This is a genomic window from Sorangium sp. So ce295, assembly GCF_051527405.1.
Lineage (GTDB): Bacteria > Myxococcota_A > Polyangia > Polyangiales > Polyangiaceae > Sorangium > Sorangium cellulosum_B.
The window spans coordinates 11,564,847-11,586,396 of sequence record NZ_CP150324.1; the positions used below are offsets into that span (position 1 = coordinate 11,564,847).

Annotated in this window: 11 protein-coding genes; 6 read left to right on the forward strand and 5 right to left on the reverse strand. The window is 67.8% G+C overall.

The features are described from left to right. Positions 1-617 precede the first annotated feature (617 nt). Complete coding sequence (locus tag WMF11_RS43905) at positions 618-3,095, reverse strand: P-loop NTPase fold protein (protein ID WP_437975007.1); 2,478 nt, start codon at positions 3,093-3,095, stop codon at positions 618-620. Positions 3,096-5,556: 2,461 nt separating this feature from the next. Further along, complete coding sequence (locus tag WMF11_RS43910) at positions 5,557-7,152, reverse strand: ATP-binding protein (RefSeq protein WP_437975008.1); 1,596 nt, start codon at positions 7,150-7,152, stop codon at positions 5,557-5,559. A 192-nt stretch (positions 7,153-7,344) separates the two neighbouring features. Here WMF11_RS43910 and WMF11_RS43915 point away from each other — a divergent pair, with 192 nt between their 5' ends. Next, positions 7,345-7,821: a hypothetical protein gene (locus tag WMF11_RS43915; RefSeq protein ID WP_437975009.1), complete on the forward strand. Its 477-nt coding sequence runs from the start codon at positions 7,345-7,347 to the stop codon at positions 7,819-7,821. A gap of 91 nt (positions 7,822-7,912) precedes the next feature. Then, positions 7,913-8,329 (forward strand): thiol-disulfide oxidoreductase DCC family protein, encoded by a 417-nt coding sequence (locus WMF11_RS43920; RefSeq protein ID WP_012240487.1) that lies wholly within the window; start codon positions 7,913-7,915, stop codon positions 8,327-8,329. A gap of 97 nt (positions 8,330-8,426) precedes the next feature. Here the strand turns inward: WMF11_RS43920 and WMF11_RS43925 are convergent, their stop codons facing one another. Then, positions 8,427-9,935: an FAD-dependent oxidoreductase gene (locus WMF11_RS43925; protein ID WP_437979393.1), complete on the reverse strand. Its 1,509-nt coding sequence runs from the start codon at positions 9,933-9,935 to the stop codon at positions 8,427-8,429. A gap of 204 nt (positions 9,936-10,139) precedes the next feature. Here WMF11_RS43925 and WMF11_RS43930 point away from each other — a divergent pair, with 204 nt between their 5' ends. Both WMF11_RS43930 and WMF11_RS43935 read left to right on the forward strand, forming a co-directional pair. Beyond that, a complete protein-coding gene (locus WMF11_RS43930; protein WP_437975010.1) occupies positions 10,140-10,745 on the forward strand; it encodes a TetR/AcrR family transcriptional regulator C-terminal ligand-binding domain-containing protein in 606 nt (201 codons plus the stop codon). 9 nt (positions 10,746-10,754) lie between these two features. Beyond that, positions 10,755-11,351, forward strand: coding sequence for a glutathione S-transferase family protein (locus WMF11_RS43935; protein WP_437975011.1), 597 nt, complete (start codon positions 10,755-10,757; stop codon positions 11,349-11,351). A 34-nt stretch (positions 11,352-11,385) separates the two neighbouring features. On the opposite strand, the gene WMF11_RS43940 is transcribed toward WMF11_RS43935, so the two are convergent. Together WMF11_RS43940 and WMF11_RS43945 are read right to left on the reverse strand one after the other, a co-directional pair. Then, complete coding sequence (locus tag WMF11_RS43940) at positions 11,386-13,434, reverse strand: hypothetical protein (protein WP_437975012.1); 2,049 nt, start codon at positions 13,432-13,434, stop codon at positions 11,386-11,388. After that, entirely contained in the window at positions 13,434-17,336 is a 3,903-nt protein-coding gene (locus WMF11_RS43945) for an RHS repeat-associated core domain-containing protein (RefSeq protein ID WP_437975013.1), read from the reverse strand. The genes WMF11_RS43940 and WMF11_RS43945 overlap by 1 nt, the downstream gene beginning before the upstream one ends. A 304-nt stretch (positions 17,337-17,640) precedes the next feature. Between WMF11_RS43945 and WMF11_RS43950 the strand changes: the two genes are divergently transcribed. After that, positions 17,641-19,056: a sigma 54-interacting transcriptional regulator gene (locus tag WMF11_RS43950; RefSeq protein ID WP_437975014.1), complete on the forward strand. Its 1,416-nt coding sequence runs from the start codon at positions 17,641-17,643 to the stop codon at positions 19,054-19,056. 167 nt (positions 19,057-19,223) lie between these two features. Then, the gene (locus WMF11_RS43955; protein WP_437975015.1) at positions 19,224-21,428 is read left to right on the forward strand and encodes a protein kinase domain-containing protein; all 2,205 of its coding nucleotides are present in this window, start codon (positions 19,224-19,226) and stop codon (positions 21,426-21,428) included. The last annotated feature ends 122 nt before the right edge of the window (positions 21,429-21,550 follow it).

Here is a 21,550-nt window from a genome sequence, read left to right on the forward strand (position 1 = left end):
TGTGTTGACGCCCACGACGGTTGCTGCTCGATTGTGCAAGCTGATTCCCGGCCATCACTAGCGTGAGCGCTTCCGGTCGCGGCCGTGATGGTCGGCCATCTCGCGGCCGAGGCTGCCGGAGTGCTCAGGCCTGTCAAGTGTGCCCGGGCCGGGGGCGCGGCGGCTACGCCGCCCTTGACCCGGCCTCCGCGCTCCGGCAAGCGTAGTGCGGGCGATGAGCGAACGGAGCCTCCGGCGGGGGCTCCGGGCACCGGATGGCCATCAAACAGCGCGAGCAAAAAAGGGCCTAGGACCATCGTCTAGCCAGTTCGGTAACACCTCTTCCTGCTCAGCGGGCGACCTCGCGACAGCACAAATTGGGTCGTACCCTTTCGGAGCTCATAGCCCAGCAGGTGCCCGCCGTGGTTAAGCTGGCTGGTGCCTGGAGCGCGCTCATAGTGGTTTCTGCGACGTCATCCACGCCTGCAAGCGACAACATAGGATCGAGTAGGCACCATCGGCAGCAACGAGGCACCTACCGTGACGCGACGATATGTGCTGTACATGAAACCACAGCAAGCCACGGACTGATGCCACCTCGCTGCGCGCGCAGCTGGGACCATCATGCGACTGCCCAATCATCTATTAGCTCTTTTGAGCGCACCACGAAGTTCAGCCGCATATTTCACCCCCCAGAACCGGACGCAGATGTCTTCCACAACAGGGGCAAGCCATGCAGGGCGCGCGTTCACTGGCCCTGCTCGCATGAGCTCATCCCGCTCTCGAGTTAGTAAATAAAGCAAAAATGACCTCACTTTGTGTTCATACCTTTCTTTCCATGTGATGCTACCGTTGTCGTGCAGCCAAACCATGTTGTCCAATGTGTCAGGATCGTAGATGACGGTATCATCCGTAATCCATCGGATATATTCTCGGCTTGTAATGAGTGTACTGAGGTAGTATTGCCCAGCTGATCCGATTCGTACTTCGTCCCCGTCATCCCAAGGCGGCTCAGGTCTGGTTCTCGACAGAATGAGTCGGTAGCGACCCAAGTGGTTTAGGACCTCCTTCACTGTCGCAGGCGAGTTGCCCAATATAGCAACTGCAGCCACCACTGTCTCTACGGGCGCGTCAACTTCAACGCGAATCTGATCTACTCGAGAGCGAAGATATTGTAGTACTCGGACGGCCGCAAAGTGACTCCGAAGGACCTTGGGGTGCGCCTGAAAAATGTTTGCAATTCGAGAGTCTTTTTCTACGTATCGAGATACGTTCCCTCGCATCACCGAGCGAATAAACACCTCCAGAGGCTGCTGAAAGTAGGAGCGGTTATAATCCTTCATAAACTGTTCAACGTCGGTGTTTCCGCTTATGACAAATGAGCGAAGAAGACCTAGCCCGGTTCGTACGTCCGTACCTGAAAGGGCCTGTATCGCATCGGATATGTCGCGATTGTCGTTTAGCGTAATCTCAGCCAGCACCTCTAAAAAATCTTGTACGCGTTCAAACGGGTGTCCGCCCAAGTTGCGGCGTATCTTTGCAACTGCCACGCCGCTTCCGTCGAGCAATTTGCGAGAATAATCAATTCTACGCGCGACTACAGATATGAATGGCGGTGGGCTGATAAAGAATGGCGTGTTATGTCCAACGTCCAAGAAGCCGCCGCGGATTGCGTTGTGGTATGTGGTGTCTCGCATTGCGGTGATCGTTGTTGCGCCAGTTTCATTGGTGATTCCACGGGCAAACAGAACGACCATTTGCTCGAACTCAGGCGTGGTGCGGTCGATATTGTCAACGACGATCGTGACACGAATATTTCGATTGCTGACCAGGTACTGGACGTACCTCATTAGATGCTTGTATGAATCGGATCTGTGGGCCTCTGTTATGGCATATTCCTGGTCCTCGCTTGACGCCTTTGCTCGCATCGATGGAGGCATTGCCGCTCGTGCACGCTGAATCTCTTGAGAGAATATGCCCTTTAGATTCTCGAACTTGTATGGGCTCAAGTCCGGGTACATCTCATGTGCCTGTTTTAGCAGGCTATCGCAGAGCTCGTTGCGTAGACTGTCGTGATCAAACGCTCGGGCGGCACCTTGCGTCTTGTAGATCAAGCTCAGATGAAGAAGTACCCATTCGTCGCCGTCGAACTGGCTCCTAAGTTTGTTTATCGCATATTCGATAAACGACGTCTTCCCACTGCCAACCTTTCCAATTAGCAGCACGGATTCTCCACTTGAAAATACCTCAGGTGGTCGTTTTTTGCCTTTCCCGGACTTCGTTCGATCTATGTAATTGGCATCTCGGAGATTGTGCGGCATCGTCTGGCCGACGAAACTTTCAAGCCTCGCGACGTAAGAGTCGGTAAGATCGTTGGTCACGTAACAGAATTCGAGCATCTGTTCTCGCTCGGTTCCTGTCAGGTCATCGAAACAGAGCAGCATAAGTGTTTCTAATGGTCGAGCTAGGTAATTTTTGGTCTGCGGCGGATTGTTGGCAAATGTCATATTGACGCTTCGAGCGAACGGCGGGAGAAGGCTTGGTCCTTGGATGGCTTTCTCGATCAGCGTTCCTCGTATGATGGCGTCTGGGCCTAGTGCTTCCACGAATTCCCGCAGATTGCCTAGAATTTCATCGAGGTCGTGAAATACAAGTGCGTCGATCTTGCTTTCTGGGATATTTGGCCAAGAGGCTATGGATGCAATCCACTGAGTTCCATTGGTTACGACGAAATTGATGGTACCGGTTTTTTGGCAGTAGCCCGTTGCTTGCTTGATTACTGTGCCCAATGCAGGCGAATGTGCCGTGCGTAGACTTTGTAGCGACACTCGGCGCGTTCGCTTTTTGGGCTCGAAGTTGAACGTCTTTCCAAGTCGCTTTGCTTCTACGACGAGGCGAGAGCTTTCGCCTGCCACAAGGTGGTAGTCTAACCACTGCTTCTCTTTTACTTGCCCCACATACGTTTCCGGGTTGAGCTGCGAACGGGGCCAGCCGAGCACTTCCGCTAATATTCTGTCTATGAATCTTAGTCTTGTCGCGGCTTCGTTGATTTGGGTTACGTTGGTTGACTTGAGCTCTGCGATGAGTTCGCGCAAGACGTCTTCTGCCGCAAGCATGATCTTATTATCTCCTTGTAATGCGAGTTATTGTAGTCGGATGACGGTAGGGTTTCGGGAGAGATAATGCATCAGTGTCCGTGATGAGCTTGACTTGCGCCGAATATGTGAAATTGGAGTCTGATATTGCCTTTGGGTTCTCTCGTGCATGAGTGTACACATCCCGTCAGGGGGAGTGCCGATCCGATCTTGACCCGTCGTCGCTCGCGTTCGCCAGGAGGAGGCCAAGGCGCCGAGTATCTATCAACAGGATCGACGTCGATGAACACGTCCGAATGGTGGCAGGAATGCCCACCCTTGGCGACGGTGCAGAACTCGACCTCGGGGGCACGGTCCACGTGTGGCTGGCGAGTTCGCCCTTTGGTGCGGGCATAGCCAGAGGATGGTAGCGGCAAGTTCGCTCCGCGTCATCGCAACGCCGCTGATCCCGCGCTCTTCTGATCGAAGGTCCCGCTCGGCTTCCTGGGTACCGCGGTGAATGATCCGCCGGTGTCCGCTCACCAGCTCGCCAAGTTGACCAAGGCCGAGGTGTGGTGCGGCATGGAGGACTCCCCGATGCCTCATGATCCGTCCATGGTGTAACCAAGAGCTCTCCGTACCACGACGTATTGAAGCCCGTCCTTCGCGAGCCCCAGGCTCCTAACGAAGGACCTGCCGTCACTTTGCGACCAGCATCACGGTGTAGGGGAAGTTCTGCGCTCCACCCCAACGCTCGGGTTGCCCTCGTCGCGCCCGCCCGGGCGCGGGCCTGGGAGCAGGGTCGATCGGCTGGGCGCCTGACCGCAGGCTCATCGACCGAGTCGCTGGACCCGGGTCCCCGAAACGCAACGGGTCACAGCACCTTCGATCTTGAGCAGCACGATCTAAGAAGGACCCTCCTTCATCCGCTGACCATGTGCGAGGGGGCCCCTTGCGCTCCGTCCTGCCGTTCGGCTCGCCCTCGTGCCGCGCCCCCGATCTCACGGGGCGCAGCACCTACCGGCAGGCCCGCCTCCGAGCGTGAGCACCTCGACCGAGCCCCTGAACCTCAGGGCTCCGCCCCGCAACGGATCACAGCGCCCTCGATCTCGAGCAGCAGGATCTACAGAGGGCCCCGCCTTCGCCCTCCATCTGACATCCCGGGCGACGGGCCCCGTGCTCCTCCCCGCCGCTCGGTTCGTGCTGGTAGCGCGGTTCCGGTCGCGCTCGAATCCAGCGTCGACCTGCCGGGTGGGCTCCTCGACCGGTGCGGACCCTGTTATTGCCGCGCACTCTCGTTGATGCCGAAGCTCCTCTTATCGAGCATGGTTCTTGATGGCGAGGAGCCCTGCCCGGCGAAGCTGGCCATCATGGAGCGTGCTCGCTCCGCACGGGCAACTAGGGCCATGGCGTCCGGAGAGTGGCGGCGCCGTGCATTCCGGTCAGCTGCTCGAAGTTCTCACCACGGACCCCTCCCAGCACATTCCCGTCGGCCGAAGACGCCGCTGATGCCCGGTCGCAGCCCATTTCGTTCAGCCATCGAAGATTTCCAGCTATCGTTCCTCGCACGCCCGACTCACGACGGGGTAGGTCCACCCGAGGAGCGGAGCAGCGGCGCGGGGCCGGCCACAAAATAGGCGACGAGGAGACCTGATCTTGGCCGACAGTCTCCTCGTCGTGCTCCGGTTCCCGTGCCCAGGAATCGAAGCGGTCGCCGTGTCGTCCAGAGCGCCATCGACATCAAGCGCTGGCAGCAGCAAACGCCTACGGTCGTCGAAGCGCGACCTGCTCGGTGCCCAGCCTGCGGCGTCGCGAGCTGCCCGCTCGGCGGCGCCATTCGGCTCCAGGGCCACGGCAAGCGCGAGCGGCAGGTCTGGGGCTCGTCAGGGCCGGACCAGCCGCCCGAGATGCTCACGGTGGCCGCCCGCCGCTATCGCTGCGTCTCGTGCGGCGCCGTGCTCCTCGTCGTTCCTCGCGGCGTGCTCGGCCGCCGCCTGTACAGCGCCTCCGCCATAGGCTTCGCCCTCGGGCTCTGGGGCCTTGTACTCGCGACCGCGGCCGAGGTCGGGCGCCGCGTCGCCCCCGCGGGGATCAACACTCCCCCAACAAACACGGAACACTTCATGGCGACCTCCTTGTGTCCGCAAGATTCATAAGGTTCGAAGCGGTTGCCTGGAAGCCTCTACGGCAAGACTCGGTTTACGTGGGATGTGGGCGAGCAGCAGGCGTCATCGAGCCGTGCGCGCGCATCACGAGAGACGTCTCGGCAGGTCGCCCCCGGGGCGGATCGGCGTCGAGCACCGCGCCTCGTCGCACGGCCATCGCGGCCCACAAGTGCGGCTGCTCCTCCTTCGAGAGCACATCCAGGCTTTCCAGCGGAATCGCCGCAAGGCGCGTGTTCGACCACGCCTCCCCCTCAGCCAACCGCTTCTCGCTCCTGGCGAGCTGCAACCTCCACGGTATCGATCCCCAGACCCACCCGGCCGCGGTCATCCGCGTCACCTCACCCCGCCGCCTCCGCCGCCCTCTCGGGCCACCGCGCCTCGAAGCGCGCGCCGCCCCCCGGGGCGCGCTCGTAGCGCAGCGCGCCCCCGTGCCGCTCCAGCCAGCGCGCCGCGACGGCCAGGCCGAGGCCCGTGCCCGGGTGCTTCGCGTCCCGCCCCCGCCCCGTCACGAACGGCTGGAACAGCATCGCCTCGATCTCGGCCGGCACCCCCGGGCCGTTGTCCTCCACGCGCACGACAACGAAGCCGCCGTCACCCCGCGCGACCACCGCCCGGATCCGCCCCTCGGGGCTCCCGCCGAGCGCGATGGCCGCGTTCTGCAGGAGCGCCGTGGCGACGTCGAGGAACGCCCCGCGGTCGGCCTCGACGAAGATCGACCCGCCTGCCTCGGACGCCACCTCGACGGGCGGCGCGCCCTCACCGACGATCTGCCGGACCTGGCTCGCCGCGAGCCGCAGCGTGGAGAGCACGTCGACCTCGCTCACCTCGAGCGGCCTCGGGCGGCTGTAGCGGAGCAGATCGTCGAGGAAGCGCCTCGCCCGGTCGACCTGGCCGCGCAGCGACGCCACGGTCTCGGGCCTGGCGCCCTGCCGCTCGAGCAGCTTCGCCTGCGCGGCGATGACCCCGAGCGGATTGCGGATCTCGTGCGCGACCGCGCTCGCGAGGCGGCCGAGCTCCGCGAGCCGCTCGGCCTGGTCGGCGCGCACCTCGACGCGCTCGATCTCGTCGGCGAGATCGCGGACGCCGATGGGCCTCGAGAACAGCCGGCGCCCGAGGTGCTCCACGACGAGCATGCGCAGCGGATCGGACGGGAGCGCGGCGAGGAAGACGACGAAGGCGAGCCAGCCGAGCGACGCGCCGCCGCCCGGCGCGAGCGCGGGCAGGACCTTGAAGAAGACAACGAGACCGAGCGTCGAGAGGAGCGCTGTCAGGCCGGCATAGGCGAGCCCCTGCGCGAAGACGCGGCGGAAGCGGCCCAGCTCGCCGATGAGCACGGCGTAGGCGACGAGCAGGATGGCGAGGAGCAGGAGCGGCGCGCCGAGGAGCACGTCGCCGAGCCGGAGCACACGCAGCGCCACGACGAAGCCGCCCCCGAGCGTCGCGAGCACGCTGCCGAAGAAGAGCGCGGCGATGCGCCGCCGCTGGAGCCCCCGGGCCGCCAGCGCCGCGCGCCCGAGGTGAACGCCGGCCACGACCCAGGCGACGCCCATGACGACCGAGAGCGGGAAGAACAGCGGTCCCGGCGAGCGGGCGCCAGGGCCGTAGAGGAGGCGCGGGTCGACGGCCCCGAGCAGCGCGACCGCGGCGCTCACGGCGTAGGCCAGGACGACGGGGCGGCGCGAGGCGCCGGCGACGTCGGCGTAGGCGTGGGCGAGGCCCGCGGCGACGATGATCCCGCTCGGAATGACGTGCTCGGCGAGGGCGAGCGTGCCGTCGGTCTCGAGCAAGATGAGCCCTGTCACCCAGAAGGCGAGGAAGAAGCAGAGCGCGACGAGGCCGCGGCCCACGTTGCGCCCGAGCCGCAGCGCGGTGACCGCGACGGTCACGGCAGCGGCCCAGAGCGGGTAGTACGCGAGAGCGACCAGGGGTCTCACACGGCCTCGGCGGGGTAGGAAGCCCCGACGATAGCGCCAGAGGCCCCGGGGGCGCGAGGTGTCCACGGCGTGGACAGCGGCCTGCCCATGGCCTGGGCACCGCGGCCCGCCGCCGCGCCTCGATCCGGTCGATCAGCGCGGATCCCGCGGATGGCACGGGCGCTGCTGAGAGGCCTGTCGAGGAGACGAACCATGGCAGAAGCGGTCGAAAGCTATCTCATCGCGGTGTACGGGGCCTATGCGGTCATCAGCGTCGGACTGACGATCTGGATCGCCCGCACGCTGTTCAAGAATGGATCGGTGTTCCTGGAGGAGGTGTTCGCCGACAACCCGAGGATGGCCGAGGCGGTGAACCGCCTGCTCGTGGTGGGGTTCTACCTGGTGAACCTGGGGTATGCGTCGCTGATCCTGAAGGCGGAAGGCTCGGCGACGATGACGGAGGCGGTCGAGGTGCTGTCGTCGAAGCTGGGCCTGCTCTTGCTCTCGCTCGCGCTGATGCACTTCACGAACCTCCTCGTGTTCCACCGCATCCGCCGCCGCGCGAAGCTCGCGGTCCTGCCGCCTCCGGTCGCGCCGCAGATGCGCATCGATCCGCGCACGGAGCGCGCGGAAGAGGAGATGGCCGCGCAGCGACAGCGCCGGCGGGCCGTCGCGGAGGTCTCGGCGTGACGAGCGCGGGCGCGGGCGTGAGGCGCCGTGGCGCCTCGCGCTGGCGGCGCGGCCAGGCGCCCTGGCCTCCGCGCTGCGAGGAGAGCGGGCCATGATCGAGCGAATCACCGTGCTCTATGACGCCGAGTGCGCGCTGTGCGCGCGGTGCCGCCACTGGATGGAGCACCAGACGGCGCTTGTCGAGATGGAGTTCCTGCCCGCCGGCTCGCCCGAGGCGGCGGAGCGGTACGGGGCCGTGCCCTGGCTCGGCGAGGAGCTCGTCGTGATCAGCGATCGCGGCGAGGTCTGGGCCGGCCCCGCGGCCTTCATCGTGGCGCTCTGGGCGCTCGAGGGGTACCGCGAGTGGTCGTACCGGCTCAGCGGCGACACGCTCTCGAAGATGGCGGAGCGCTTCTTCCACGCGCTGTCGGGCAACAGGAAGTGGCTCGCAGGCTGGTTCGGCCACCCGTCCTGCGCGAGCGGCTCCTGCCGCCTGCCGGGAGCGCCGGCGGCAGGGCCTTATCGGTGAAGAGAGCTGGTTTCGCCCGGTGGAAGCGATTTCCCGCTCGCTCTCATCGGACGTGCGCTTCACTGTCGCGCCCGCCGCAGACCCGCCGTCGCAACGCTCAGCTGAACGCGGCGAGATGGCCCGAGACGGCCGATGCGTCGCCGGCGTCGGAGATCAGCGCGACGTAGCCGTCGGGGCGGATGAGCACGAGGGTGCGCTCCGTCGCGCCGTAGGCGCGGGCGAGATGGCCAGCGGTGTCGGCCACGTCGTCGGGGCCCGCCGGCTGTCGGACGACATGGAGCGTCCTCAGGTCGGAGGCTGAGGCGCCAATCGCAGGCGCGGGCCCGAAGCTCAGCAACGTGAAGCGCCCGCCGCGCGTCAGCTCGAACAGCCGGCGTTCACCTTCCACCGTGGTCAGCTTCGTCGCGTCGGGGGCGCGGTCGCCGGCGCGGAGCAGGGCAGTCCCGTCGCGGTCGTCGCGCGCCAGGGAAGAGCGGCGGTAGTGGATGTCGAGCTGGGTGATGTTCGCATCGCGGCGGAGGGCGACTTCCTTCCGCTCGAGCACCTGCTGGAGGCGCGTGTTCGAGAGCGCGAGCACGCCGGCCGCGATCGGTCGCCGCTCGGCCTCGTAGCTGTCGAGCAATGCCGGCGAGGCGCCCTTCGCGACCGCCGCCAGCTTCCAGCCGAGGTTGTGCGCATCCTGGATGCCCGTGTTCATCCCCTGGCCGCCGGCGGGCGAGTGGATGTGCGCCGCGTCGCCGGCGAGGAACACGCGACCCGCGCGGTATCTGTCGACGAGGCGGACGTTTGCGCGCCACAGCGACGACCACGTCGGCTCGTGGAGCCGGAGGTCGGTGCGGCCGCTCCGCCGCTCGAGGATCGCCCGCAAGTTCGCGAGGCTGAGCTCGGGGTCCTGTCCCGGCGCGACGACGGCGTGAACCTGGAAGAGGTCGGTCGAGGGCAGCGGGCAGAGGCCGACGACGCCCTCCTCATGCCACCAGATGCGCCAGGCGTCGCGGTCGAGGCCGTCGACGCCGGCGTCGGCCACGATCATCCGCACTTCCTCGCGGGTCTCGCCCTCGAACGCGATGCCGGCCTGCTTGCGGACGATGCTGTGGCCGCCGTCGCAGCCGACCAGCCAGCGCGCGGCGACCGTCTCCGCCTCACCGCCCTTGACGACCACCGCCGACACGCCTTCGTCAGACTGCTCGAAGCGCGCGAGCGCAGCACCGAACTCGACCGCGCCGCCGAGCTCCAGGAGCCGCAGCCGCAGCGCTTCTTCGGTGCGCCACTGGGGCGTGATCAGGCTCGCCGGATAGGGGAGGTCGGAGCGACCCTTCAACGCCTCGGGGACGGCGCCGCCCAGCGTCTCCCGGCCGTCGGGAGCCGTGGAGAGGATCGGCATCGCCATCCGGCCGTGGGCGATCACGCGATCGACGATGCCGAGATCGTCGAAGACCTCGAGCGTGCGCGGCTGGAGGCCCTTGCCGCGCGAGCCAGGCCGCGGGCCTGGGGCGGCCTCGATCAGGCGGAAGGACACGCCGCTGCGGGCGAGCTCGCAGGCCAGCGTCAGCCCGGTCGGGCCGGCGCCGACGATCAGCACTGCGCACGCCTCGGGATCCACCATCGCCAGCCTCCGGCCGAAGAGAGTGATCCATCTCTTATCATCCGCGGCGTTGATAAGAAATGAAAATCTCTCTAAACAATCGAGGGCATGACGACAGGAACAGGAACGCGGGTGCGCCAGAGGCGACGCGGCGCGGAGCTCGAGGCCGATCTGTTCGACGCGACCTGGGAGGAGCTGGTCGAGGTCGGCTTCGCGAACCTGACCATGGACTCGGTGGCCGCGCGCGCTCGCACGGGGATCGCGGTCCTGTACCGTCGCTGGGCGAACAAGGACGAGCTGGTGCTCGCCGCCCTCCAGCACCGCCGGGACGTGAACCCGGTCGCGGTCCCCGACACCGGCGCCCTGCGCAGCGACCTGCTCGCCCACCTGACGGCCTTGAGCGACGCCCTTGCCGGCTTCTTCGCCATCGCCGCAGCCGCCGCCTTCTCGGGGTTGCTGGCCGGCACCGGCCTGACCCCCTCGCAGGTGCGCGACAAGGTCATGGGCACCCGGAAGCCGCGTGTCCGCATCCCCTACCAGCGCGCCCACGACCGCGGTGAGATCGACCTCGAGCGCATTCCTTCCGCCGTGCTCGCCATGCCGTACGACCTCGTGCGGCACGACCTGCTCATGGATCTCAAGCCGCTGAAGCCCGCACGCATCCAGTCCATCGTGGACGAGCTCTTCCTGCCCCTCGTACAGAGCTTTGGAACGCGCGAAAGTGCAGCCCAAGAACACCATCTGCCCCGCCCTACGCCCTCGGCAAGCCCTACCGGTTCAGCTCCGCCCTCGAGGTCACGAGGCCGGGCGCCCGCGCGTGTCCTGGGCTAGAAGCTCGCCATGATCACGCTCTTCCACGCTCCGCAGTCGCGTTCGTCACGTATCGTGTGGCTCCTCGAGGAGCTCGGCGCCAAATACGAGCTCGTCTACACGAACATCCCGCGGATGGACGGCTCGGGCGCCGCCGACGCCGCGAACCCGCACCCCGACAAGAAGGTCCCCGCGTTGGTGCACGACGGGGCGCTCGTCACCGAGTCGATCGCGATCCTGCTGTACCTCACCGACCTTCACCCTGAAGCCGGCCTCGCGCCGCGGGTTGGCGACCCGCTGCGCGGCGCGTACCTGACCTGGCTCGCGTGGTACACCGGCGTCGTGGAGCCGGTCATCACGTTCGAGTTCGCGAAGGTCGCTGACAATCCCGCGCTCGTACACACATTCCGCGGCCGCGCCGAAGTCCACGAGCGCATCGCCTCCGCGCTCGCAAAGAGCGAATACATCCTTGGAGACGAGTTCACCGCGGCCGATCTCCTCTTCGCGAGCCTGGGGCAATGGTTCCGCCCCGGGCTGCCGCCAGGCCAGCGCGTCGACGACTACCTCGCCAAGTGCGCCGCGCGCCCCGCCGCCGCGCGCGCGATGGCCAAGGACAAGCCCGGCTGAGCGAGCGCCGCGCGCAACATGCGAGATCGGTCCTCTAGGGGAGCCATTGGCCCACCTCGGCGATGGCACGGGCGACCCCCACGACCGCCGCCGTCCCGCCCAGCCGCAGCAAGAGCGGAGAGAGCTCGGTGAGGCTGCCGAAGCCCACCAGCATCCCGGGGAAGTCGCTCGTCCAGTCGCCACCGAGCTCGCTGCACACGACCCTGGCGGCATCGGCAAGGGCCATCCAGGGCGCGCACGCCGAAAGCACCCGCAGCGCCACCCGGTCGCCGTGGGCCCAGTACGCGGACATGACCTCTCGTACGGCCTTCTCGCGCATGTCCTCGGGAAGATCGGGCAAGATGCCCGCGAAGCTGACCATCCGTGATTCCCCTCCTCGGCTCTCCGCGAGGCGCCAAGCTTCGTCGGGCGAGAGGTCCGTGGATCGAATCACCATGTCCGTCGACAGATACCCGTCGACCGCGTCGTACGTCGCGCCCGCGCGGATCCGGCGCGTGCGTTCGGGGTCGGCCATGCTCCGGTCCGTCGTCACGTGCGGGATGGGTCGGGGAAGGATCTCATCGAGACCTGCGCACGCAGCCGTTGCCCATCCCTGAACCAGCTGCTGCTCCGAGCCTGTCACCAGGGAGGCAAGCGTCACCAGCGCCTCGGCGCGCTCGCGCGCGGCGCCCGTCGGTCGGGTAAGGTCCACGGCGGGTTCGGTGTAGGGCTCGGCAGGGTCGCGCTCTTCATCGCGACTGCCCTCCTTCGCGCAGAGCGCCCCATCCACGAGCGCACACCAGACGACATCGCACACACGAGCGGCCCTCTCCGCGCTGGCACCTGGATCGCTCTCGGTCCCGAAGCGACAGGCCTGGAGGAGCGCATCCGTCGCAGCGCGACGAGCCCGCTGGACGTCCGCCAGGAATCCCACGAGGCCTCCCGGCCTGTCGATCCAGGCCCTGAGCCACGCCGGCGAGACAAGAGCCATGCAATCGGTCACTCCAGCGCCCCGCCGCGTCATGTGAGCGCCGAGGTACTCCACGAGGTACGGGGGCCACGCGACGTGAGGCTCGGAGGCCGCCTTGCACGCACGCAGCGTCGATAACCCGCGCTCGACGATGGCGTCCTCGATGGCCGCGACGCGATCGGACGCGGCCCACCGGGCGCGCGCCGCGTCGTCTCGGAACCGGTAGGCTCCCCCGTCGTCCGTGACGACGAGCCGGCGAGCCGGGTCCGGGGCGCGCTCGAGCGCCTCGAGCTCGGCTGGGTCGACGCCCACCGCCCGCACGAGATCGTCACGCGACACGGGAGCAAGGCTCGCGGCGAGCGCGTCGAAGGCACGCGCGGCGAGCGCTCCCTCCTCGCCCAGGGACTCCAGAGCGCTCCGTGCCGTGGCACGCTCGTCGGGCGATGGACGAGCCGCTGAGCATGATATCAGCGTCATCTCCTCCGCCACCCACGCGAGCCTGTCGCGCCATGGCACACCGCTCGGCGCGTGCTCCTCGGCGTCGACGGACACGACGATATGCGCGCCCTCACCGGGGTCGCGCAGGAGAGGGATTCGTGGATCCGGCCACCCGTCGGCGGCGCGCTCGAGGCCGTCGAGGACCACGAGCAGCTGGGGGTTCTCGTCATCAGGCACAGAAGAGACCCATCCGACGCCCCCGAGGGCCAGCCGGATGGCGGCCGTCAGCTCCCCCGGGCTCCGCGGGCGGCTGAACATGGCTGTCGCCGATCCCTTGAACAGGCCGAAGAACAGCTTCAGCATGTCGCGCTCGACCGCGGTCCCGAAGCCAGCGCTGACAGGCACGAAGATCACCTCCGCGGCCCGGCGCTCGGCCACCGACAGGGCCCAGCGCGCCAGGAGGGCGGAGCGGAAGCTCGGATCCGAGCCCGCGACGAGCGCGCAGGCGGGCCCCCCGGTGAACCAGGCGTCGAGCGCCGCGAGCTGCGCACGGGTCTCCTGCGGAGTCGTGTCTGGGAGGACGTCCTCGGCGACCGACCGCCAGAAGGCGGCGAGCCCTCCATGCGACCGCGCGAGACCTCCCGGCGGGCCGCGCAGCGATGACAGCGCGGCCTGCTGCTCGGAGGGGCCGCTCATCAACGTCTTCCCGCGTTCATGAAGATCTTCCGTGTACCCGGGTTGTAGGTCGACTCCCCATTCCAGGGCCCGGTCTTCGTCAGGTTCTTTGGCGAGTGTCCCTGGACGGAGGTATGAGGGATCCCCATGTCTTTCAGCATCTCCTTGCAGACAGGGCAGGGGTTGGCCGCGACTCGCCTGTTTCTCTTGTAGTCGTCGGCGTTGCCTTCGTACGTCTCCAGCGTGTAGCCCTCTTCCTGGAACATCCTGGCGACATCCGCCTTCGTCGCGCCGGGACCGAGTCGGTGCGCCAGGTTCGTGAGCGCCGAGCGCTCGGCGCAGGGCTTGCCACTCGGCACCGCGCTGTGCGACGCCGGGAGAGGCCGACCTGTGTCCTGGCTATGACCATCAGCGACGATGTTGCCCGCCCTGTCCTTGATGATCGAGTACATCAGCCCCTCGACGTCGACGGCCGAGGTCGGGCAGTTGGCCGCGTAGGCGAAGACGTTGAGGCCGCCCTCGATCCCCAGGGGATCGGCGCTGATGTACCGGCCGAGCTCGGGATCGTAGTAGCGATACCTGTTGTACGAGAGCCCGGTCTCCTCGTCCGCGTATTGCCCCCGGAAGCGCAGCGGCGTGCTCGTCTGTGCGCCTTCCGCCGCCGTCGCCGATCCCCACGGGTCGCGCGCGAGCTCGCAGCCGATCTGCCCGTCAGGTCCGACGAGCATCTCGGGCGCACCGGAGTCGTCGGTCAGGTAATGCCACCACGCCGACACGGTGCGCGCCCCGCCCTCGGCGCGGACTTCTCGGTGCGCGACGGGGACGGTCCTGTCGTGCTCGAACACGTACGTTCGCTCGTCCACGATGGGGTCGCCTCCGGCGTCGGACTTGCGGCGGATCTCGTGGACGAGCGCCCCACCATCCCAGACGAAGCGCGTCGCCTCGACCAGCCGCTCGGAGCCGTCCGCCGCGCGAGCCAGGAGCCGCTTCGCGACACGCCTGCCGAACGGATCGTACTCGAACGCGACGATCTCGCCGTCAGGGCGTTCGACCCTCGCCAGCATTCCTGACGCCGACCAGAGGTAACGCGTGACCTCCTCCTCGCCTGCCGTGGAGCGCGTGCGCTTCGTGATGAGGCGGCCGTCGTCGTCCCACGTGTATTCGGTGTTTCCAGCACGCTGGATCCGACCGCCGACCGCGTACGAGCGCGGCGGAGCTCCAGGCGTGGCGTCGTGCAGATTGCCCGCAAGATCGTACCGGAACGAGGCCACCTCACGCCCGTCGCGGAGCACCCCCGCGAGCTGGCCGGCCGGATCGTAGCCATACTGCGTCACTCCACCGCGAGCGCTCCAGTGCTCCTGGAGAAGGCCCGTCGGCGTATAACGACGCCACTCGGCGTGCACCGTCCCTGGCGGCAGGCGCCCGACCCAGTCGGGCTGCGTGGAGAGATCCCCTCCCCTCACGCCGGAGGTGCTCGAGGCGATCCGCCGCTCGGAGAGCCGCCCGAACGCGTCGTACGCCATGTCAATCCGCGCTCCGCCCTTGAGCGAGCGCGTCAGCTCACGCCCCCAGGCGTCGCGCGTGGACACAGCCTCGGCCTGGCCGTCGAGCAACAGCGCGACTTGATGCCGCGCGAAGTCGTAGGACCACTGCGCCGTATGCCCGAGCGAGGTGCGGCGGACGGCGACCTCCCCGGTGTTCCGATAATCGGTGTGCACCGTGACAGGAGCTCCCGCGATGTCCTGCGTCTCGGCGACGATCCATCCCTTCTCGTTTCTGTTGAACGCGAAGCGACCCGCGGCATTCTCGGCGAAGACGATCTCGCCCCGCCCGTTGTACTCGAACGATTCCTGGGTTCCATCGTCGAAGATCCGCGTGATGATCTGACCCGCGAGATCGCGCTTGTTCTCCGTGCGCTGTCCCAGCCCGTTCTCGGACCACACCACCCTGCCCATCGCGTCGTGCCCATACCGCAGGACGCGGCCGTCGAACGTGCGCTCGGCGACGACGAGCCCGGCGAGGTTCCTCTCGTAGCTGTGCACCTCACCTCGGCCGTTCATGACGCGCATGAGCCACCCTTCGCGGTTGTACTTCAGCTCGGTCACTTCGCCGTTTGGCCTCTCGACACGGACGGGTTTGTGAAGTCCTCCATAGGTGATTCGCGTCGTCTGACCATCGGGTTCGGTAATGCTGATGAGGTTGCCCGCCCCGTCGTACCCGTAGCGCTCGACCGACCCGTCCGGCGAGATCACGGACAGGACGCGGCCCCCCGTGGAGTACGTGAACGCCGTCCGCCCGCCCCGCGCATCCCAGAGCTCGACGCACCGGCCCCACGCGTCGTAGCGCGCTCGTGTTTGCGCTCCGGCCTGGTCGATGTGCTCGATGACGTTCCCCTGCACGTCGCGGCGGAAGACGATCGTCCTGCCGTCGGGCCAGCGGACCTCGATGGGCAGCCCTCGCGCATCGAAGCGCGCCGAGCAGACGGCGCCGATCGGATCGGTCCAGAACAGGCTGTCGCCCGCGCGATCGACGCGGGTCGTGTCGCCGTCCGGCCCGATGACAGCGGTGATCTCTCCCGATGCGTCGCGCTCGATCACGGTGCGCCGGCCGAGCGGGTCCACCACCTCCATCTCACGCCCCATGACATCGCGAGTCCAGGTCGTCCGCGCCCCGAGCGGATCGGTGAACGAGGTAAGAAAGCCCCGCCGGTCGTAGGTGCGGCCGAAGACGCCGAGCGGCGTCACCGCCTTCTCGACCAGCCCGTGCGCGTTGCCGAAGTACCGATGGAGCGCCACCGAGTCGACGGCCTCGGAGTAGCCGTCTCCTGAGTACTCGAGCTTCGTGTGGAGGATCCCCTTGGCCCGCGTGACATGATCGGCGAGCATCTCGGGGACATCGTCCATCAGGCTCGGATCTGCCTTGCCGGGGTATTCACCCCAGGTCTCGATGCACCGGCCTTGGGCGTCGTATCGGAAGGAGAACATGAGGCCCGTCGGGCCCGTGATGGATGTCAACCGATGGCTCGGGTCGTATTCGTACCGCGTCACGCACCCGTCTGCGTCCTCTGCCTCGATGAGCCTGCCTCCTGCGTCGTACGCGTAGCGGGCAAACGCGACCCACCTCCCCTGGGCGACGGTGTTCTTCGCCTCGAAGGCGGCGATGCGGCGGTCCCGCCCGCGCAGCACGCGGACGATACGCCCGGAGGCGTCCGTCACCTCGGCGAGGAGGCCACGATCGTAGGCAAGGACGATCCGGTTCTGTGCTCGGTCGCCGATGACGGTCGGCAGGTAGCGCTCGCCCTCGTCGGAGATAACGTGCTCGCCGAAGAACAGGTACTGCCCATCCACGAGATCGAGCCGGAACCCGTTGCCTTCGCGGTGAACGATCCAGCCGTGAGGGCCGATGACCCCCGTCCCTGGCAGCACCTTGCCGAGGTCGTGCTCGACGCCGTCGAACGAGAGAATGTGCAACGAGCCGCGACGCTGGAGGAGCTGCCAGGCGAGCGAGTGGGTCCACCCGAACCCGAGGCCGACATCGCGGTCGCGCGCGCTGCTCGAATACGTGCGCTCGATGACGAGCGGCAGAGGGCCGGGAAAGGCGACGTCGACGGCAGGTACCGTGAAGACGCGTCCGGTCACCACGTCGACAGGATCGCCGCGCGACATCTTGCCGCTCGAGCCGGAGCCATGGTGGTTCGGGCAGCCGCCGCCGTCCGTCGAGCCGGTGCCGCATGAGCCGGCGCCCTTGCCGCCGCCGCCCGCGCCGTCGCCCCCGTTGCTCCCGCTGCCGCCCTGGCCGTCGCCCGCGCCATTGCCTCCACGACCGCCGGAGCCACCACCACCGCCGCCGCCTCCCATCACAAAGACGCCGGGGTTCATGCCTGGAATGGCAGGGATGTTCGGGACCGGGGCGGTACGAGCCATGCGCCGAGGATACGTTGGCGAGCCGATATCCGGGCGACGATCGACACCCGCTGGCCGCCCTCCGGCAGCACGGCGCCCGTCCTTGCGCTCCGGCGACGCCCATCGAGCCCTGCCGCCCCCCGCCCGGACGGCCCGCGGGCGGTCCCACGACCCGTGCACACCCGGCGGAGCGATGGCCGCGATGGCCGCAGCGCCAGTTCACTCTCACTGCAATCGCCGGAGGCGCCGCCACGCGACGGATGGCCTCCGGGAGAGCCGCTCGCGGTCCCCAGGAGAGCGCCTCGATGCGCTATTTGTCTAGTGAATGCCCAAGGATGTACCCACCAGCAGGCCAGGCGGCGTCCCGCCCGCGGCGACGACCGAGGAGAAGGCGCCCGCGATCCTGCGCGGCCTGCTGCGGGTGTTCCGTCTGCGCCTCGTGTACTCCGGCGACGACCTCCTGAACCCGCCGGTCATTTTCACGCCGTCGCGAGGCGCGACGCCCATGGGGCGGGAGGTGCGGAGCGGCATCGCCCTGCCCCGCGACGCTCGCGCATCGCGGCTCCACGCGACGCTCCATACAGACGCGCTCGGCCGGCTGCGGGTCGTCGATGAAAAGAGCCGCAACGGCACGCACGTGAACGGACGGCGCATCGACGAAGCGTTGCTGGACGACGGCGACGTGCTCTCGATTGGCGACTCGTACCTGGTGGTCCGCGCCGAACCCGAGCCCCAGGCCGACGCGCCGGTGCCATCGCTCCTCGGCGACGCTCCCTCGATGTGCGCGCTGCGCGCCGCTATTCACCGCGTCGGCCCCACCGAGGTCACGGTGCTGCTCCTCGCCGAGAGCGGCTGCGGCAAGGAGGTGGTGGCGCGCGCCGTGCACGACGCCAGCAAGCGGCGAGGGCCGTTCGTGGCCGTGAACTGCAGCGCCATCCCCGAGAGCCTCGCCGAGAGCCAGCTGTTCGGTCACCTGGCCAACGCGTTCAGCGGGGCTGTGGCCCGCCCCGGGCTGTTCCGCGCCGCCGACGGGGGCACCCTCTTCCTGGATGAGGTCGGCGATCTCCCGCAGGGCGTGCAGCCCAAGCTCCTTCGCGTGCTGCAGGATCGCATGGTGCTCCCCGTCGGGGCGACTGCCCCGGTCGCCTGCGACGTCCGCATCGTCGCCGCGACGAACCGCGACCTCACGGCGGATATCGCGGCGCACCGCTTTCGCGGCGATCTCTTCGCGAGGCTCTCGGAGTTCCCGCTCGGGATCGCGCCGCTCCGCGAGCGGCGCGAGGACGTGCTGCCCCTGCTCGATCACGCGCTGGGCCGGCCCCGCCCGCGCATCAGCTCCGCGCTCGCGGAGGCGCTGCTCCTGCATCCGTGGCCCTTCAATGTTCGCGAGGTGTTCGCCCTCGCCGCACAGCTCCGCATTCGCGGCGGCGAGGCCGGCGTGCTGGATCTCGAGCTCGTCGCCGACCGGCTCGGGCCTCCGTCCGGCGCAGCGCCCGCAGCTCCACCGACGACCAGCTCCGACGCACACCCTTCGTCGGCCCCCGCGCCCTCCAGCGAGGAAGACGCGTCGAACGCAGCCGACGAGCGGGAGCCTCCGCCCGATCGAGCCCAGCTCGAGGAGCTGCTCCGCGCGCACCGCGGCGTGGTGGCGGACATCGCGCGGGCGACGCGCCGGTCGCGCAAGCAGATCTATCGATGGATTGCCCATCACGACCTCGATGTGCAGCGCTTCCGCCGCTGACGTGGCGCTCACCGCGCGCAAAGCAAATTACAGCGTGGGCGGCATATCGCATTGGCCCCCGCTGCTTCGCGCAGGCCGGGCATCGATAGGTCGTTTTCCCCCATCGTTCACCGTTATAGGATTCACCCGAGCCGTTCGAGGCCGCCGAGTCTGAACCGAGGCGCAGCGTGGATTCACTCCTCAGATCGAGCATCGGCCAGTACCTCATCACCGAGGAGATCGGCCGTGGGGGGATGGGGGTTGTCTACCGCGCGGTCCATCGGAGCGTTGGACAGCTCGCGGCGGTCAAGGTGCTCTCCAGCCAGCTCGCCCGCGACGCGAGCCAGCTTCGTCGGTTCACCAATGAGGCGCGCGCGCTGAGCCTGGTCGACCATCCGGGGCTGGTGAAGATCTTCGATTTCGGTGAGACGCCCCAGGGCGAGCCGTACATCCTCATGGAGTATCTCCGAGGTGAGCTGCTCCGGAGTCGCCTGATGCGATGCAAGAGGCTCGCCCTCCCGGAGGTCCTTCGTATCGGCCGTCAAGCGGCGTCGGCGCTCTCGGCGGTCCACAAGAACGGGATTGTCCACCGCGACCTGAAGCCCTCGAACATGATGCTCGTCGCCGACGACGAGGCGTCCGGCGGGGAGCGCCTGAAGCTGCTGGATTTCGGCATCGCCCGGTTCACCGAGGACAAGGCCGATCTCACCGCGCCGGGCTCGGTGCTCGGAACGGCGATGTACATGTCGCCCGAGCAGTGTGTCGGCCAATCGCCGGTGGACAGCCGATCCGACGTCTACTCCCTGGGCGTCGTCCTCCACGAGCTGCTCGCCGGGGAGCCGCCGTTCACGGGTGAGCCCGTCGAGGTCCTGCGCATGCACCTCTTCCAGGATCCGCGTCCTCTGAGCGAGGTCGCCCCGGAGGTGCCCCAGGAGATCTCGAGCTTGATCCGGCGCATGCTGGCGAAGGAGCCGTCGCGGCGCCCGGATATCGCCCAGATCGCCGAGGCCATGCGCCGCGACATCGCGGCGACGCCCGCGGTCACGCCGGCAGCGGTCGTGGGATCCGCAGCGGAGTCGACGTCAGCAGCGACACCGGAGGCGGGGTACGCCGGCAGGACGACCGTGAAGAAGCCAGTCGTCCGGGAGACGATCCCGCACGAGAGGGGATCACGGCCAGGCGGAACGAAGGTCGCCGAGGCGGCGGAGGTGGCTCCGTCCGGGGCCGCGCCGTCACCCGGCCCCGGGGCCGACACCACACCGGAGCGGGTGGAGGTGCCCGTCGAGCGCACCGAGACGCAGGAGGTCACCCCGCCGTCCGCGCGGCCGCAGGGGCAGCGCCTGGTCGGCCTGCTCGCGATCCCTGCGCTGCTCGTGACCGCGTCCTATGGCCTCGTTCGCGCGTGCAGCAACGGCGTCGGCGGCGGACCCGCGCAGGCTGCGCTGACCAGAAGGCTCCCGCTGAAGGCTGCGCTCGTGGCGAGCGCACCAGCGAGGCCCGCGTTCCCGGAGAGAGCGCCCGTGACGCTGTCCAACATGGTGCGGCTCCAGGGAGGCCAGTTCCGGATGGGGAGCACGCTCGCCGAGATCGACGCCGAGTGCCAGCGCCTCGGGCCCGAGTGCCGCCGGGACCTGCTCGAGCGAGAGCAGCCCGTGCGAGAGGTGACCGTCTCCCCCTTCTACATCGATGCTTACGAGACCACGAACGCCGAGTTCGCCGCGTGGCTCGATGTCACCTCGCCGGCGCTCGACATCAAGGAGGATACCGAGCACCGCATCCAGCGCTACGTAGTCGAGCGCGCGCGCGGCTATCTGCTGGTCGATCTCTTCCCCGAGCATTCGGGGATCCTCCTGCGCCCGGAGAGGCGCTTCGTGCCCCGGCCGGGCCACGAGAACAAGCCGGTCATCCAGGTCACCTGGGACGCCGCCTCGCTCTACTGCAAAGCCCGCGGGAAACGCCTCCCCACCGAGGCCGAGTGGGAGTTCGCCGCGCGTGGCGCGACGGCGCGCCGGTTTCCATGGGGCTCGGATCCACCCCGCTGCGACGGGGTCGCCTTTGGCGTGTACGAGAAGGGCCTCTGCGAGAGGTCTCCGAAGGGCGAGCACGACGTGGGCACCTCCCTGCAGGACAGGACGCCGGAGGGGGTCTGGGACCTCGGCGGCAATGCAGCGGAATGGGTGCAGGATCAATTCTTGCTTCCTCACTACGGCTCATGCGGCGATTGCATCGATCCCGTGACGGAGGGCCCTGGCGTGTCGCGCGAGGAGGACCAGCGCATACGCCGCGGCGGTTCATGGCCGGCGCTGGATGTGATGTCTCGAGGTGTGACGCGCGGCCGCTCGAAGCGCATCGAGGGTCGCTCCGGGCTCGGGTTCCGGTGCGCCTCGCGGTGAGCCACCTCGCCGGCGGAGGGCGGCGAGCAGGGCGCGGCAGCGGCCGCATGACCAGGAACGGACGGAGAGGGCGCTTCGCCGCCCGGCGCCCTCGCTCGCGCAGCTTATCGGTCCTCGTGCGC